The organism is Phaeobacter sp. JH20_26, from assembly GCF_048056275.1.
GTDB classification, from domain to species: domain Bacteria; phylum Pseudomonadota; class Alphaproteobacteria; order Rhodobacterales; family Rhodobacteraceae; genus Phaeobacter; species Phaeobacter bryozoorum.
The window spans coordinates 118,174-133,737 of the sequence record NZ_JAYMWL010000005.1; the positions used below are offsets into that span (position 1 = coordinate 118,174).

The 15,564-nt window shown below is 57.8% G+C and carries 11 protein-coding genes and 1 tRNA gene; 9 read left to right on the forward strand and 3 right to left on the reverse strand.

What is annotated here, in order from left to right:
* Positions 1–204: 204 nt before the first annotated feature.
* From VWY60_RS02285 to VWY60_RS02300, 4 genes are all read left to right on the forward strand, one after another.
* Positions 205–1,329, forward strand: coding sequence for an extracellular solute-binding protein (locus VWY60_RS02285; RefSeq protein WP_340546458.1), 1,125 nt, complete (start codon positions 205–207; stop codon positions 1,327–1,329).
* 152 nt (positions 1,330–1,481) lie between these two features.
* The gene (locus tag VWY60_RS02290) at positions 1,482–2,594 is read left to right on the forward strand and encodes an ABC transporter ATP-binding protein (protein ID WP_340546459.1); all 1,113 of its coding nucleotides are present in this window, start codon (positions 1,482–1,484) and stop codon (positions 2,592–2,594) included.
* Positions 2,595–2,607: 13 nt separating this feature from the next.
* Entirely contained in the window at positions 2,608–3,528 is a 921-nt protein-coding gene (locus VWY60_RS02295) for an ABC transporter permease (RefSeq protein ID WP_340546460.1), read from the forward strand.
* Complete coding sequence (locus VWY60_RS02300) at positions 3,525–4,841, forward strand: ABC transporter permease (RefSeq protein ID WP_340546461.1); 1,317 nt, start codon at positions 3,525–3,527, stop codon at positions 4,839–4,841. The genes VWY60_RS02295 and VWY60_RS02300 overlap by 4 nt, the downstream gene beginning before the upstream one ends.
* Positions 4,842–5,015: 174 nt before the next feature.
* Here the strand turns inward: VWY60_RS02300 and VWY60_RS02305 are convergent, their stop codons facing one another.
* Positions 5,016–8,426 (reverse strand): glycosyltransferase, encoded by a 3,411-nt coding sequence (locus VWY60_RS02305; RefSeq protein ID WP_416540871.1) that lies wholly within the window; start codon positions 8,424–8,426, stop codon positions 5,016–5,018.
* Positions 8,427–8,755: 329 nt separating this feature from the next.
* Here VWY60_RS02305 and VWY60_RS02310 point away from each other — a divergent pair, with 329 nt between their 5' ends.
* Positions 8,756–11,149, forward strand: a complete 2,394-nt coding sequence (locus VWY60_RS02310; RefSeq protein WP_416540872.1) for a DUF3131 domain-containing protein — start codon at positions 8,756–8,758, stop codon at positions 11,147–11,149.
* 26 nt (positions 11,150–11,175) lie between these two features.
* On the opposite strand, the gene VWY60_RS02315 is transcribed toward VWY60_RS02310, so the two are convergent.
* Complete coding sequence (locus VWY60_RS02315) at positions 11,176–11,796, reverse strand: hypothetical protein (protein ID WP_340546464.1); 621 nt, start codon at positions 11,794–11,796, stop codon at positions 11,176–11,178.
* Between the two features lie 1,111 nt (positions 11,797–12,907).
* Positions 12,908–12,982: transfer RNA gene (locus VWY60_RS02320), tRNA-Thr, on the reverse strand.
* Positions 12,983–13,067: 85 nt separating this feature from the next.
* Between VWY60_RS02320 and VWY60_RS02325 the strand changes: the two genes are divergently transcribed.
* Genes VWY60_RS02325 through VWY60_RS02340 form a run of 4 tightly spaced genes read left to right on the forward strand, consistent with a single transcriptional unit; the run spans position 13,068 to position 15,540 of the window.
* Positions 13,068–13,247 carry a hypothetical protein gene (locus tag VWY60_RS02325; RefSeq protein WP_340546465.1) on the forward strand — a complete coding sequence of 60 codons (180 nt, stop codon included), beginning with the start codon at positions 13,068–13,070 and terminating at the stop codon, positions 13,245–13,247.
* A gap of 6 nt (positions 13,248–13,253) precedes the next feature.
* Positions 13,254–14,525: a UDP-N-acetylglucosamine 1-carboxyvinyltransferase gene (murA, locus tag VWY60_RS02330; protein ID WP_416540873.1), complete on the forward strand. Its 1,272-nt coding sequence runs from the start codon at positions 13,254–13,256 to the stop codon at positions 14,523–14,525.
* Complete coding sequence (locus tag VWY60_RS02335; protein ID WP_416540874.1) at positions 14,525–15,001, forward strand: DUF2948 family protein; 477 nt, start codon at positions 14,525–14,527, stop codon at positions 14,999–15,001. Before murA ends, VWY60_RS02335 begins: the two co-directional genes overlap by 1 nt.
* Entirely contained in the window at positions 14,998–15,540 is a 543-nt protein-coding gene (locus tag VWY60_RS02340; protein ID WP_416592461.1) for a GNAT family N-acetyltransferase, read from the forward strand. The genes VWY60_RS02335 and VWY60_RS02340 overlap by 4 nt, the downstream gene beginning before the upstream one ends.
* Positions 15,541–15,564: the final 24 nt, after the last annotated feature.

Genomic DNA, 15,564 nt, shown 5'->3' on the forward strand with positions numbered 1-15,564 from the left:
GTCTTCGCTGACAAACGCGCATAAGTTTCGTTCCGAATGTCTAGGGACGGAACTGAAACTGGCACCATAAATACGCCTGTAGGGCCTCTTCTGGCCTTATCGAATTCTGAATCTGTCACTGTAGCAATCGGAGTGTGTTTCGCAGAGTTCCACTACCAAAAAAGAAAAACAAAAGACCAACAGATCCATAGGGAGAAAAAGAATATGACTGCAAAGTCCAATGTAACCCGCCGCTCGATTCTGAAGAGCGCTGGTGCGGCAGCCCTGGCAGCGCCGCTCTATTCCAAGAGCGCACTGGCCTCCTCCGGCGAGATCAATATTCTGATGTGGTCCGACTATCTGCCACCTGAGTTCATCGCCGGTTTCGAGGGTAAGACCGGGATCAAGGTGAACTACACAGGTATCGGGTCGAACGAAGAAATCATCAACAAGATGAAAGCCACGAAGGGGCAAGGCTTCGACATCGTTTCGCCAACCAACAACCGCTCCTTGCAATGGGGGCCACTGGAGCTGCTGAAGCCGTTTGATCTCAATAAGGTAAATGTTGACGCGGTGAACCCGGCGATGGCGAAGATTGGTACAGATGCCTGGAACTTTGGCGACAATGGCGCCCATTGGCTGCCGCATATCTGGGGCACTGAGGGAATTGCCTACCGGACTGACAAGTGGCTGCCATCCGGCGATGCGCCGTCATACGGCGATGTCTGGAGTGAAGAGAACGCAGGCAAGACCATGGGCCGTGCCCATTCCATGATGCTGGGTGCGGGGCTCTACATGGAGGCCGCCGGCGAAATGGAACCTGGCTCGATCTGGGCGGCATATGAAGATGAAGACACCATGCGCAAGGTCTGGGGGCAGGTCACCGACTGGTGTGTGGCGCGCAAAAACCGGATCAAGCTGATCTGGAACGATGCGGATACCCAGAAAAACGGCCTGCTGAACGAAGGTGTCGTTGTCGGGCAGACCTGGGATGGACCGCCGCTTGCTCTGAAATCCGCAGGTGAGCCTGTTCATTATCAGGCACCGGTCGAGGGGGCGATGGCCTGGGTTGACGGCATGTCGATGCCAGTCGGGGCCCAGAACGAAGAGCAGGTCTATGCCTTTATCGACTATGCTTACCAGCAGGAACCTGCGGGCAAGGCAATCGACAGCCATGGGTACAACTCGCCCGTGCTGAAAGCGGATGATTACTCCGGCGATGTCTATAAGAAGAACTTTGCCGAAGCCTATCCCGGCAACAGCCTGGCCAATCTCAACCCATGGCCGGCTGAAGCCCCCTGGTACGCAGACGTACGGACCGAATTCGTCAACAAGTTCAAGAGCGCCTGATCACCTGATCGGGCAAGTACATCTGGCTCCCGTTTCGGCGGGGGCCAGCCACACGCCTGAGGGCGTAAATTCAACATATTATCAACCGGATGCTATCTGCATCGGCCGGGGGTTCGCCTCCGAACGAACGGTTGCACCGAGGGAGAGGCCACATGAGTGCTGGGGTAGGCGTAGATCTTGAAAACCTCTGGATCCGCTTTGGAGATTTCGTCGCCGTGCGCGACGCAAATGTCAAAATCAACGGAGGCGATTTCTTTTCGTTCCTGGGCCCGTCTGGCTGTGGCAAGACGACAATCTTGCGCGCGGTTTCCGGTTTCCTGGAGCCAAGCGAAGGGAACGTCTTGATTGGCGGCAACAACATGCGCGGGATTGGCCCGAACAAGCGCCCGACCGCGCTGATCTTTCAGAACCTTGCGCTGTTCCCGCTGATGAAGGTTTGGGAAAACATCACCTTCTCCATGGAGATCAACGGCGCGTCGGCAAAGGATCGGCGCAAGCGCGCGGATGAGCTTCTGGACATGATTGCACTGCCGGGGCAGGGGGACAAACTGCCGTCGGAACTGTCTGGCGGTCAGCGTCAGCGGGTTGCCATCGCGCGCGCGCTCTGCGCTGAGCCGGATGTGCTCCTGCTGGATGAACCGCTGTCGGCACTTGATCTCAAGCTGCGTCAGCACATGCGGACCGAACTGCGCGAAATTCAGCAGCGGGTCGGCATTACGTTTATCTATATCACCCACGATCAGGGCGAGGCGCTGACCATGTCCGACAATATCGCCGTCATGCGCGCCGGCGTGATCGACCAGATCGGCAACGGCAAGGCGGTCTATAACGATCCTGCAACGGCCTTTGCCGCATCCTTTGTCGGGGAGAACAACGTGTTCCGCGGCAAGGTGAAGCGGGTAATGGGGAATGAAGCGCTCATAGCGACGAACCGGTCCGGTAATCTTGTCGCGCGGATATCTTCTGCCAATCAGGGGAAGATGAAAGAGGGCGATGATGCGATGATGTTTATTCGCCCCGAAGCTTTTGCCTTGGCGCCGCAAGGGGCCACCGGTGATCATTTTGTGACCGCCAAGGTCAACCACGAGGAATTTGAAGGCAATGCCTTCAACATCTTCATGGAGGGAGACGGCGGTAAGGAGCTGAAGGTTTCCATCCCGAACCTTGGTCAGTCGTTCGACGATCACACAGGTCAAAACATCACCCTGGAATACGAGACGAAGAATGCCGTCGTCGTGCCCGCGGGTGAGCTGGCCGCAGAATAAGGAGGGCCAGATCATGCCAAGATTCCTAAGGGAATTCTTTAATCGCAACGGCTACGGACTGGGTTCGTTGATGCTTGGTCTCGTCCTGTTTTGGACTATCGGCCTCATCATTCTGCCGCAGCTGTCGATGCTCGACTTTTCATTCCGACCGAACCTGCCTCCACCAGAGATCGGCGGGCCCAAGGACGTCTATACGCTGGAGAACTACAAATATCTGGTCTTTGGCCCCGAGGGCGGTAGCCAAGACTACAATGCAGTTGATCTGCGGGTATTCTTCCGCACGCTCGTCGCTGCGGTCTGTGTCACGGTGTTCAACCTGATCCTTTGCTATCCGATCGCCTATTATCTCGCGCAGACCAAGGGCAATCACATCCGTATTTTTGCCCTGATGCTGATCATCCCCTATTGGATCAATGAAATCCTGCGGGCCTTTGCCCTGCGCATCATTTTCGGGGAAAGCGGTGTTCTGAACACGGCCCTCGTCGGGATGGGGGTTTTCGATACGCCGTTTGATTTCATTCGCAATGATATCGCGCTCTATGCAGGGCTTGGCTATGCCTACATCCTGTTGATGATCTTTCCGATCTATAACGTGATCGAAAGCCTGGATCGCAACCAGATCGAGGCCGCTCGAGACATGGGGGCCAGCTGGGCCAAGATCCACCAACGTGTTGTAATCCCCTATGCCAAACCAGGTATCAGCTCGGGGTGCACCATGGTGTTCATGCTCTCGGCGGGCGCTCTGGCGGCGCCGCAGATCCTGGGCGGCCCCTCGTCCTTGTGGTTCACGCAGTTGATCTACCAGCAGTTCAATGACAACTCCGACTGGCCGCAGGGTGCTGCCTATGCGGTGGTACTGCTTGTGACCTGTATCCTGTTGGTCCTGGCCGTCATGCGCCTGTTCAAGGTGAATATGGGAGATATCGGCAAATGAAGAATTTCTCCTTTCTGCGCCTGAGCGTCTGGTTCTATCTGGCGATATTCTTCGCCTATCTTCTGGGGCCGCTGGTGATCATGTCGGTCACCGCCTTCAACTCGCCGGGCTTTCCGCAAGCCACGCCATGGGAGTGCCTGACATTCGAATGGTTCTCTGCCCTGTTCCAGGACGAGCGCATTCTGAATGGCATCTGGAATTCTATTCTGGTGGGCGCGGGCACGGTGGTGCTGTCGGTGGCAATGGGTCTGGCGGGCGCTTTGATGCTAACGCAGATCTGGCCGAAGCTCCGGGCGACCTATTACACCGTCATCATCGCACCGATCCTGATACCGGGCGTGGTGATCGGTATTTCGACTCTGGTGTTCTGGGATCGTATCAACCGTATGGTTGGTCTGGGGGCGGATAGTTTCCTGTCCAATGGGCTGTTCTTGACCATCATCGGCCAATCCACCTTCATCGCCAGCTATTGTATGCTGGTGCTGGTGGCGCGTCTGCAGCGTTACGACATCGCGCTGACTGAGGCGGCGCTTGATCTGGGGGCGACCCATGCGCAGGCGTTCCGCAAGGTTCTGTTGCCATTCATGAAACCGGCAATTGCGTCGGCGGCGGTTCTTGCCTTCCTTGCTAGTTTTGAGAACTACAACACCACTACTTTCACCTTCGGCGAATATCCGACCCTGACAATCGAACTGGCGCAAAAGGTGCGCTACGGTATCACTCCGGCGATCTCTGCTCTGGCATTTATCATCGTTGTGCTGACGGTTTTTGCGGCGCTGTTCAACGAGGCAACAATCCGTCGGCGTGAGTTGGTCGCGGCGGCCCGCAAGGACGCGACAGTGGAAGAGCTGGAAAGTGGCCGACTTCGGCTGCCGGGGTTCCTCAGTTCGAACTGGGCGGCTCTTGGGCTGGTTGGGGTTGCCTGCTTCACCATTGTGATTGTCGGCACGGCGACTGTTTACAGCCCAGCTCAATGTATCGCCGAAGTGAAGGAGCAGAAACGTCTGGAAACCGAGCTGCGTATTCAGGAATTGCGTCAGCGCCGTGCCGAAGACGCTGCTCGCCGAGCAGCTGAAGAAGCCGAAAACGGGAGCTCTGATGCTGGAGGCGCAACATCTGAGCCATCTGGCAGCGGTGGTAATAGCTCTGGGTTTGGCGGGGTATTTGACCCCAATGCTTTGGGTGGCGGAGACAGCGCTGCCCCTGAAGGCGAAGACGAAAGCTCGGCACCGGCAAGCGGCGGAAACTCCGCCTTCGGTGGCGCGTTCGATCCCAATGCGCTCTCGGGTGAAAGCACGTCTGACGGCAACTGAGCAACTCTGCGTGTAATACTACAAAGCCCTGCCCAAGGTTCTCTCTTGGGCAGGGCTTATTTCATGCCAGACCAGTCCAGGCTGGTGACAGATCAATCTGGTTCCTCGAACCCGTGAGAGGGGTAGGCCGCGATTTGCCCGATTCCGCAGGCCGGTTGTCATGCGGTCCGCAGGTCAGCTGAGATGCGCCCGGGCTGCAACTGTTGGCCGGACCGGCGCCTGAACGGATCCAAATCGACGTAGTTTGTGCCACCCCGTCAACCGCCCTGTCAGGATCCGCCACAGCGAGCGATAGACATTGATGATCAGCAATTGGCGATAAATGAAGCGGTTCAACAACAACAGCAGCACCATGGCACGCGGGGTCGATGGCTCGGACCGTACGGCATAATCAGCCATGATCATTTCCAGCAGCGGTAGCGCAAGGAAAATGGCGAGCACGGCATAATCACGAACGGTGAAGGCGTCAAAGGTGGTGCCGTCAAAGCTGGACACGAACCGCACCAACATGAGCACCAGCAACAGGTCGATGATCGGGCCAAGAAGCGGCATGATCACTCCGAAGACAACCAGATCCGTAAGCCCGACCAAGCCGACAGCATGGCCCTGACGGATGGTGCCGCGATGTTTCCATGCGGATTGCAGGATCCCGATCGACCAGCGCATCCGCTGTTTCATCAGCGTTCCGACGGATGCGGGCGCCTCGGTGTAGGCATATGCACGCTCCGCGGCACGGACCTCATACCCCTTTTCGAGGAGTGAGATGGTCAGATCGGTGTCTTCTGCCAGCGTCTGGCTGCTGTAGTAGCCACATTTGCGCACAGCGTCGGTTCGCCAGGCGCCAAATGCACCGGGTACAACCATGATCGCATTGATCGTTTCATAGGCGCGGCGGTCGATGTTCTGGGCGACCGTATACTCAAGCTTTTCCAGCTTTGTCAGAAGGTTGTTAGAGTTGCCGACCATGATTTTGCCAGCCACTGCACCAACGTTGGGGTTGCGCAAGGGCTGCATCAGACGGCGGATAGCATCCGGCGCGACGATGGTATCGGCATCAATCGCAACGACAAAGTCGGTGGTGACATGCGAGAAGGCGAGATTGGATGCTTTCCACTTGCCGCCATTGGGCTGACGCAGGATCTGTACCTTCGGGTTGCCTTTGTAAGTCTTTGTCACCAGCTCATAGGTGGAGTCCGTCGACCCGTCATCCACCACCAGCACTGATAGGTTGGGGTAGTCTGACTCCAGCACGCTGTAGATCGTCTTCAGGATGCTATTCTCTTCGTTATAGGCTGGGATCACCACCGTCACCGGGGCGGAAAAATCACCTGTCCGGTGGCGTAGATCCATGCGGTCCGCACGGCGGGACCGGATCGCCATTATGAACAGGACAAGAGCGCGGATGACCCCGAGAAGCACTGCAAATGGAACCACAAATGCCACCCACGTGGCGCTGTTGCCCACACCTGTAAAGGCCAGCGCTTCGAAGGGTTCAAGGCTGGCGACCTGCCGCGTCTCGTAGGGGCTTCCAAACCCGGCCATTGCCTGTTCTAGCGTCAGAAACTGATAGCCGCGCGCTTTCAGCTCGGGCAGCAACAGGCGTAGGGCGCTGATGGTACTGCTGCGCGGACCTCCGCCATCGTGCATGAGCAGCACCTGACCGCTGCCGTCCAAGGCTCCCAGAGTGTAGTCTACCAGTTGCTTCGGGCTCAGGCTGCGCCAATCCGGTGGCACGATATCGGCACCCAGGAGGTGATAACGTTGATCGATAATGGTCTTCAGCCGCCTCGCCAGATCGCCCTCCAGCGGTCCGGGACCACGCATATAGGGCGCGCGGAAAACAACTGGTGTGCGGCCGGTCAGCCAGGAAAAGATCCTTGACTGCAAAGCCAGTTCAACCTGCACCCGCGCAGGGGAGGCGCGATTGAGCTGCGGGTGAGAGAAGGTGTGCAGCCCGAAGTCGAATTCGGCTTCGGCGAGTGCGTTGACGACGTTCTTTTGCTCAAACATCTGATTGCCGACCATGAAGAACGTCGCAGGGACGTTGGCGGCATTCAGGATATCGAGGATCTCCTGCGTGTGGTCCTGCGACGGCCCGTCATCAAAGGTCAGGAGAATGGATTTGTCTGGCAAGACCCCGTAGCGGTCAGCGATGACCGGCAAGGGCAGCGGATCGGTGATCGCATCGGTGACCATGAGCGTTTCGGAATCGCGGGTCACGTGGCGACGGCCGACGACTTCGGTTTCGCTGAACCGCAGAAATGGGCCGGTGCCACGATACGAGACAAAGCTGTTCAGATCGATATCACGCAATGTGGCAAAGGCTTCGTCCGACAGGATATCTTCCTGGGCGAGCAGAGGCCAAATGGAGGGATCCTCTTGCCCCAGCCCCCAGATCGCAACACCGTCGATGCCAGCTTCTGCGACACTCAGCAACTGGCTGTAGTGGCTTACGGCATCCAGATACCAGATCATGTTTCGCTCGCCACCAGCGTCCATATAGGAGATCAGCCCGTGACCTTTTTCGGGTGCATAGCCCGCGAAGGCGCCATATTGGTCGGCCTGGGACATTGCATCTGCATAACTGATAAACTCCGGTGCACTCGTGCCAGTGGTCCAGTGCACACCACCAGCCGCGAGACCAATCACCAGTTTATCCTGAGGGATAGTGGTGCGCGCACGTTCGAGAACGGACTGGAACCAATCAAGCGGAGCTGGCGATTCTTCGTAGATCCCGAGACGGTAGCTGTTCTGAATGGCGGGCAGGATCACCCGCTCGGGCAATGCGCTGCCATAGCCAAGGGTTTCGATCTGGTCTGGCGCGATAACTGCACAGGTTTCCAAGTTTGCTGCCGCGAAGTCCCCTTTCACACCATCGAGATGGATTAGAGCCTTTTGCAGGTTTTGCACCTCAAGCCGGCGCATATCAAAACACAGACCGGACCATCCCTGCCGCGCCGCAAGCGCTGCGGTATTAGACCAGTGACCAGACGCCTCGCTGCTGAGCGCGCTGGCCTGCACATGGATCAGCGGCTGGATTGGACTATCGCCAAAAGGGTTGGTCCGCACGACATAGGGCGTACTAAAATCCTGATTGCCGGACTGCAACCAGTCGACACCTTTGTCGCTGATGATCAGCCATTCGGGGACAAACACATTGATCGTGTTGCAGGTCCGTTGAACGGAGTTGGAAACGTCTTCGAGGTCCGCCGTTACAAAAGCGTATACTTTCGAGGGGTTATTGCTCGCACTGCGGGGCGTGCCTGTTTGGGTTTCGCAGGAACTGCCGCCCGCAATATCCGCGCTGGCGTAATCGCGGTCGAGCTGATCATTGCCCCCATCGCCTTCCAGATTGTCACTCTGCGGCAGGAAACGGCGCCAATCTTGGCTGATGTTATCCGCAGGCGCGCTGTTCTGAAACAATGGTCGCGCCAATTTGAACTCGGTGATCACATTCTGTGTCACGGCAATGATCATCGCCGCCGCCAGGGCGAGCGCAATCACAAACAACAGGACCGCCAGAAACGGCCGGGTTGCGTTGCCAGCTTTGAAGATCTGCTTCTCGGCGTCGGTCGAGAGAGCCATCTCGGCCGGCAGAATCTCAGTCGGAAATGTTTTGTGACGACGCGTTGAAGCAGCAGGAGCCTTTGCTCTACTTTTCTTTGGCCCTGGCGTCGGCCGATTATCAGTCGTCGTGTACATCACTTGCCAACCCGTTCAAATAACGTGTTACTTTTTCATTTACTCGTTTGGGGGGCAGGCGATTTTCGCCAGTCGTGCTTTCGCGCGAACCATTTCGATTCCGCGTCCGCTAATTAAGTTTTTAACAAAGTCCTAACGATAATTCAAGATGGGCATCGCGGCTCGTTCAAGTTATGGTAAACAGCGCCGAAACCAGAAAGTTGGACAGGGTAATGCGGTGGAAACGTCGTGAGTTTCTGGGGTTGGCCTCAGGTGGCCTGATAGGTGCAGCATGGCCGGCTGAAGCGCAGACAGATCACGCAGAGGGAATTCGCGCGTTTTCCATACTGCTGACAGGTGTGCATCCATCCCTGCCTGAGAACGCACTTGGCTCGCTGATCTTTGCGTTCCTGTCGCAAGGCGTTGCTTTGGCGGTTGAAGTTGAGTTCGATGACTTCGCCAGACACAGCCCGGATGCCGTTCATCCGGTCTTGTCGATGCTGAGTGACACGGCATCCAAAAACCGGACATTCGTCGAGATTGTCCCTGCCACGCGCGATCTCATGCAGAAGACGGGATATTTCAAGGCACGAGCACTCTGGAGCCTGCGATCACAGATTGATCGGCTTTTGCCGGGGTCGATGGCGGCGGCGGCCCAGCCTGCGCATTTTTCGACCGTGTCCACAAATGGCGTGGAGGGCGACCTGAGGCAGGATGGCTTGCGGACCGGAGGGTGCACGACCGTGATATACGATGCGGTTGCTGATGCCGAACGCGAGGCGCTGCTTGGGCCGGCCGCAGTTCTGATGTTACCGCTTAAGGCGCGTCTTGATCTGAGATCAGCCCAGCAGAAGATGACATCCGGGCTTTTCTCCCAATTGGGGGACGGGACGGTGCTGGCCATTGATGTGGCGGAACTGCCGATTGATCCGGCACGCGCTTATGAGGTCGGTCAACGTATCGCCGCGAGTGTCAATCGCGCGCGCCTTTCAGGGTATCTTCTGTCGGTCCTGCCGCGAGAACTCTACAAACGGTGTTGTGCTTTCCTGCCAAACCACTCCCGGCACTATGTCATTCTGCCCGAGTTCCCTGAGAGTGGGGAAGGCTATGACGCGTTACTGGGCCAGGCGCGGGCACGTCTCGGCGTTGACTGTGTGACTCTGGTGCGCGGCGGGGAGCGTCGCGCGGATGGCGCTTTGTTGTTGGAGACCCGTGACGGGGAGCAGCGCCGTCTGGGAGCGCCGGGCCTGGGGCCTGACGGCGAACCGGTGGAAGGCCCGCTCTTCCTTGCCGATGAGGTTGCGCCGCAGCGGGGAGACGTGCGGCATCCGGATGCTGTCTTCGTTCATGAGGTTGACGCTGTTGGCAAGCTCGCCGCCAAGATTCCGGCCGCGAATGGGATCTGCCTTAATTATCCTACAGGAATTGTTGACCCGGCGCATGAGTTGCTGCTGGAGGCGCGAGAGGCACTGCGCAGTACTGATTTGGCGCCGGAGTCGCCTGTGTTTGATGAGGCCATGATGGCCGACGCCCAACTGGCCTACAGCTATCTGGAACAGGCAGAGATGAGCGCCACCGGGTTGGCGCTGACCGTCAGGAAGCAGATTAACGGTAAGTCTTTCAACAACTATGAAATCACGATGTGGGATGTCGGCAGCCTGATACTGGGGCTGCTCGCCGCAATTGATCTGGATCTGGCGCCCGCTGACAAGATCTATCGCCGCATCAAGAAGATCATGGCGTCCCTGCCGGTGATTACTGACGGGGACATGGCCTATCCGCCCACGCTGATCAATGTGCGGGATGCGTCTATCGAACGCCGCGGCTTTGATGCCTGTGATTTTGCACGCCTGAGCAGTGCCGTGACCCGGGCCGCGAAACATGCGGCGCTTGCGGAGGCGTCGTCTCAGCTAATGAAGAAATGGGAAATTGCGGGCCTTATGCAGGGTGGTGTGCTGAAGAATATTCTGAAGACACGCATCCAGTCGTCGTATCTGTCGCACTGCGCCCACTATCAGACGCGTATTCTGCCGTTGCTGGGTCAGCCTGATACGCGATCTCCTTATCGGGAGGCCTTCGTCGGGGATACCGTCGCCGACAGAACGGTCAGTCTACTCTATACGGTGGATCAGATTGGTATTCTGCCCACCGAACCGCTGCTGCTGGAATATGTCGAGTTGGGACCCTCGGCGGAATGCGCGGTCCTCACCGATATCTTCCTTGGGGCGATGAAGCATCACTATGATCAGACCGGGCAATTGCTGGCGCCATCAGAGACCCCAATCGATACAGCGCCCTGGTTTGTCTATCAGGGGTTCGATCTTGGCCATGAAACGCGATGGAATGTCAGTTATCGAAAGGGGCGCGATGTGCTCTTTGAGCCTGTGGCGACCAGCCCCTACGGGATCTTTTCAACCAAAGCGGCTTATCTGTGGTATGCGGTGCGGCCATGCGCGTTCAGCCTGAAGATGCTGGAAACCGCACAGAGCCGCGCCCGAATTGATGGTTTTGGCATGAGCAGTGGCCTGTTCCTTGACGGCTATGGGCAAATGGCAAACCATGCTGACCTTAACACCAATGGGATCGTCCTGCAGGCGCTTGCGCATCTGAAGCGCCGCGCCCGCTAGGGTTAGCGAATTGGATCGCGACCAAGTTAACTCACCGGGCCGAAGACCTGACAGCCGCTGGCCGAGATTTCGCCCTGTGCAACCGGATAGCCGCGCCGTGGGTTGAGGCGGATGGGCTGCATCCCCGTCAATCGGTTCATGCAGCGTTCGGTGTCGCGGACAGAGTTTCGCTTGCCCCCGATGTAAATGTCGAGCCAGGGGCGGCCATTCTTGCCGGTATGGCAGGGACCATTTTGTGGCTGGTGCCCGTCGCCACATACATCTTCTACGATTGCGTATTTGCGCAGGCGCTCGATGTAAAACCGTGTGCCTGCCGGGAAGTCCAACGTCTGGCGCCCGCGCCGAATGGCATGTCCCACCGCGATGGTAATTGGGTCATTATAAGTGCCGGTTCCGCCGGCCTGGCGCCGCAGGACCGGGCGCGCAATGGCGGCACTGCCGGGGGGAGTGTTATCCCAATAGCTGTAGCCGGTAAGATACCCTTCGAATCTCACCTCGGTGCCACGTTTGACGAATTCGTCCAGCTGACTCTTGATATTGTTGTTGATGCTTTGCGCCGGGAGCATTCCGGCAGAAACGCTCATCATGGTCAGTGCAGCGGCAGCCACTGCAGTTTTTCGAATAATAGAGTTCCAGATCGTCGACATGACGTGTTCCTTGTCGAGGGCAGCCTCGTGCTATCGCGGCTGACAGGGAGATCAGCACGCTGGTTTTGGGACAGCTCACCCGGCGCACCGACTGCATGTCGATGCGTTCCAGGCGGCCGGGTTCGGTATTGCCCTGTCGGCAGTTATTGGTGTCGTGTGGTGGCCCGAGAACTGGCGTTCCCAGCAGGGGTGCAAAACGATGACGCGTCCATTTCGTTGGTCCCGTTCCGCAGCGCCTCACGACTGAAGCAAAGCGGATACACCAGATACGGTGTCGTACTCAAAGTGGGCCCACCGGTTTTGGCGGGAACCTTCCAATGGATAAGCGGATTTCAGGCAGTATCGATTTTGGCGGCCACTTGATTTTTTTATGAGTTTGGAGTCGCGGCGCGGCACCATCGTCGTTTCCAGCGCGGCCTGAGGCAGAGCGCCAACGTCGGCTCGGCTAGATGCGATAGATCGCTCAAGCTGCGCTTCAACGAAAACACGCTGTCTCTGCACGCGCTGAATGTGGGGAGGACCCGGGAAAGTTGGACGCTTGCCTGTATGATCTGCCCTGCGAGCTGTCGGTTGAAAAACCGTAGCCTTGACCCGCATTTTTCACTTTGGTCCAAACAGACTGGATCGACCCCATACCGCTTGGCACCAGCCGGCACGATGCCCGGCCTTGTCCTGGTCGGCGGGCGGTCGTGTTGCACTTGATTTGTCATTCAACCCTCCTGTTCCGGGTGCTGCTGCGGTGCCGCGCCCCGCTTAGCTCGCGGGATTGCGGTCCTTGGCAATGAGAATGACGGCTGAAAATTAAAATCAGCCTTAACCAGAGTGATTCGCGCATCGCAATCTGTAGACAATTTGATTCAACGGCGGTTAACCGCTGACAGTCTCAAGCAGCTGTCGGCGTTGTTGCTGCAATGGCAACGAATCGGAGTTCGAATGCTCAGGATCGATTCGGTCTCGAGGGACGTTGTGCTCGACCGGTGGGCTATCGGCGGACAATCTGTGGGAGAAGCTCTGCAATCGAGAAAGATCCCTGCATACGGAGGGGGTAGCGGCCGAGAATGGCGGCTTCAGATATGCTGTTAAGCATATAATCTTGCGATGTTCTGGAAACTGGTGCTGCTGGAGAGAATTGAACTCTCGACCTCTCCCTTACCAAGGGAGTGCTCTACCTCTGAGCTACAGCAGCGCCGGTGAGGGGGCTTTTAGGCATAAACGAAGTGGGGTGCAAGAGCATTCTGGACGGTTTTTTCACACTCCGGTACAGAAGATCTATGGCAGAGAAGAAAACAGTAAAAAGCGGCGGGTCAGCGCCCACACGCGAAGATCGGTTGAAGGCCGCATTGAAGGCGAATATGGGCCGTCGGAAGGCTCAGGCCAAGGCGCGTGCGGTGAAAGACGACAGTATCGAACGCAGGGCCGACGACCTCTCAACAGGCAGTTCCAAGGAGTAAGGGCAGATGGATTCGATTTTGGTGACTGGGAATGGCCCGCTCAAGGGGCAGATTCCCATCGCGGGTGCAAAAAACGCCTGTCTCACGCTGATGCCGGCAACCATGCTGAGCGAGGAGCCGCTGACGCTGACAAATGCGCCGCGGCTTTCGGATATTCGCACCATGACGACTTTGTTGCAGTCGCTGGGAGCCGAGGTGTCGACGCTGCAGGATGGCCAAGTGCTGGCGATGTCCAGCCATGACATCAACAATCATACCGCAGACTACGATATCGTGCGTAAAATGCGGGCGTCGATTCTGGTTCTGGGGCCAATGTTGGCACGCGATGGTCATGCGGTTGTCTCGCTGCCTGGTGGCTGTGCCATTGGGGCGCGTCCGGTAGATCTGCACCTGAAAGCGCTGGAAGCGCTAGGGGCAGAGCTGGAACTGAAAGACGGTTACGTCCATGCCAAGGCGCCGATGGGCGGCTTGAAAGGTGGCACTATCGATTTCCCCTTGGTTTCAGTCGGCGCGACCGAAAATGCCCTGATGGCCGCGACTTTGGCCAAAGGCACCACCGTGATCAACAACGCGGCGCGGGAGCCTGAAATCGTCGACCTGGCGCAGTGCTTGCGCAAGATGGGTGCTCAGATCGAAGGTGAAGGCACCTCGACGATCACAATTCAGGGCGTGGATCGTCTGCACGGCGCCACCCATCCGGTTGTTACCGACCGGATTGAGCTGGGCACCTATATGCTGGCGCCAGCGATCTGCGGTGGTGAGGTTGAGCTGCTCGGCGGAAAACGGTCCTTGATCGAGGCGTTCTGTGATAAGTTGGAGGCCGTCGGCGTCGAGATCACCGAGAATGAGAACAGCCTGACCGTGCGCCGCGGCAGTAACCGCGTTCAGGCCGTGGATGTCGTGACCGAACCGTTCCCCGGTTTTCCGACCGATCTTCAGGCGCAGATGATGGCCCTGATGTGTACGGCCGAGGGAACCAGCGTTCTGGAAGAGAAGATCTTTGAGAACCGGTTTATGCATGCGCCTGAGCTGATGCGCATGGGCGCGAAGATCGACGTGCATGGTGGCCATGCTACCGTGACCGGCGTCGAAAAACTGAAAGGCGCGCCGGTGATGGCCACCGATCTGCGTGCCTCGGTTTCCTTGATCCTTGCCGGCCTCGCGGCAGAGGGTGAAACCAAGGTTAGTCGGGTCTATCATCTGGACCGCGGCTACGAGCATGTGGTGCGGAAGTTGTCGTCGGTCGGTGCCAAGATCGAACGGATCCAGGAGCAGTGATGTCAGATGCCAGTTTCGACGATGGGCGCGAAGCGCCGCTGAATCTTGGTGCCCTGGGTCCCGACGATCTGCAGGTCATCGCCTCGCTCGCACAGGATGCGGTGTTTCCGGTGACGGAAATCAGCTGGCGCCCGACCGAACGGCGTTTTGCCCTGCTGCTGAACCGGTTCCGCTGGGAGGACAAGGACGCCGCTGAAAGGCGCGGGCGCCCTTATGAACGGGTGCAGAGTGTACTGGTGGTCGATCAGGTGCTGTCTGTGGCGTCGCAAGGGGTGGATCGCAAAGAGCGCGATCTTATCCTGTCTCTCCTATCGCTGAGTTTTGAGCCTGGTACCGACGGTGACGGGCATATTGTCCTGACGCTTGCCGGTGATGGGGCCATCCGTCTGGCTGTCGAGGCGATCGAGGTGACCTTGCGCGATGTGACGCGTCCCTATCAGGCACCATCGGGTCGGGCACCGCAGCACGAGACATGATGTTGCGCCGACTGGTCAAGGCTGATCTTGCGGATCTTCGTGCCCTGTGGCGCGAGGGGCTGAGAGAGTTTCCTGCGTCATTTCTGATGACCGTGGAAGAAGCCGACAGCATTCCGGATGCGGCTCTGATCAGCGGCTTCGAGAGCGGCGCCTATTGGGGCGCGTTTGCCGAGGAACGGTTGGTGGGTTTTGCCGTGCTACGGCAGGGGGGATTGTCACGCATTTCCCATACCGCCGATCTGGGGCCTTTCTATATCTCACGTGCCTATCAAGGTCAGGGGATGGCCCGAGCCCTATTGACGCAAGTTCTGGGTCACGCGCGCGAGATTGGATTGACCCAGGTCGAGCTTTGCGTGGATCAGGAAAACAAGAAAGCGCAAAGGCTCTATCAGCAGGCCGGTTTTCGCCCATTCGGTCTTCGCCCCCGTTCGGTGATGTTGGGAAGTGAGCCCCGACATGATGTGCTGATGCTATGTCCGCTGGATGATACTCTGCCGCCGGACATGATATCGCAACTGGCGCGGCGGGTGCTGCGCTGACATCAACGCGAGCAATCATCTTGA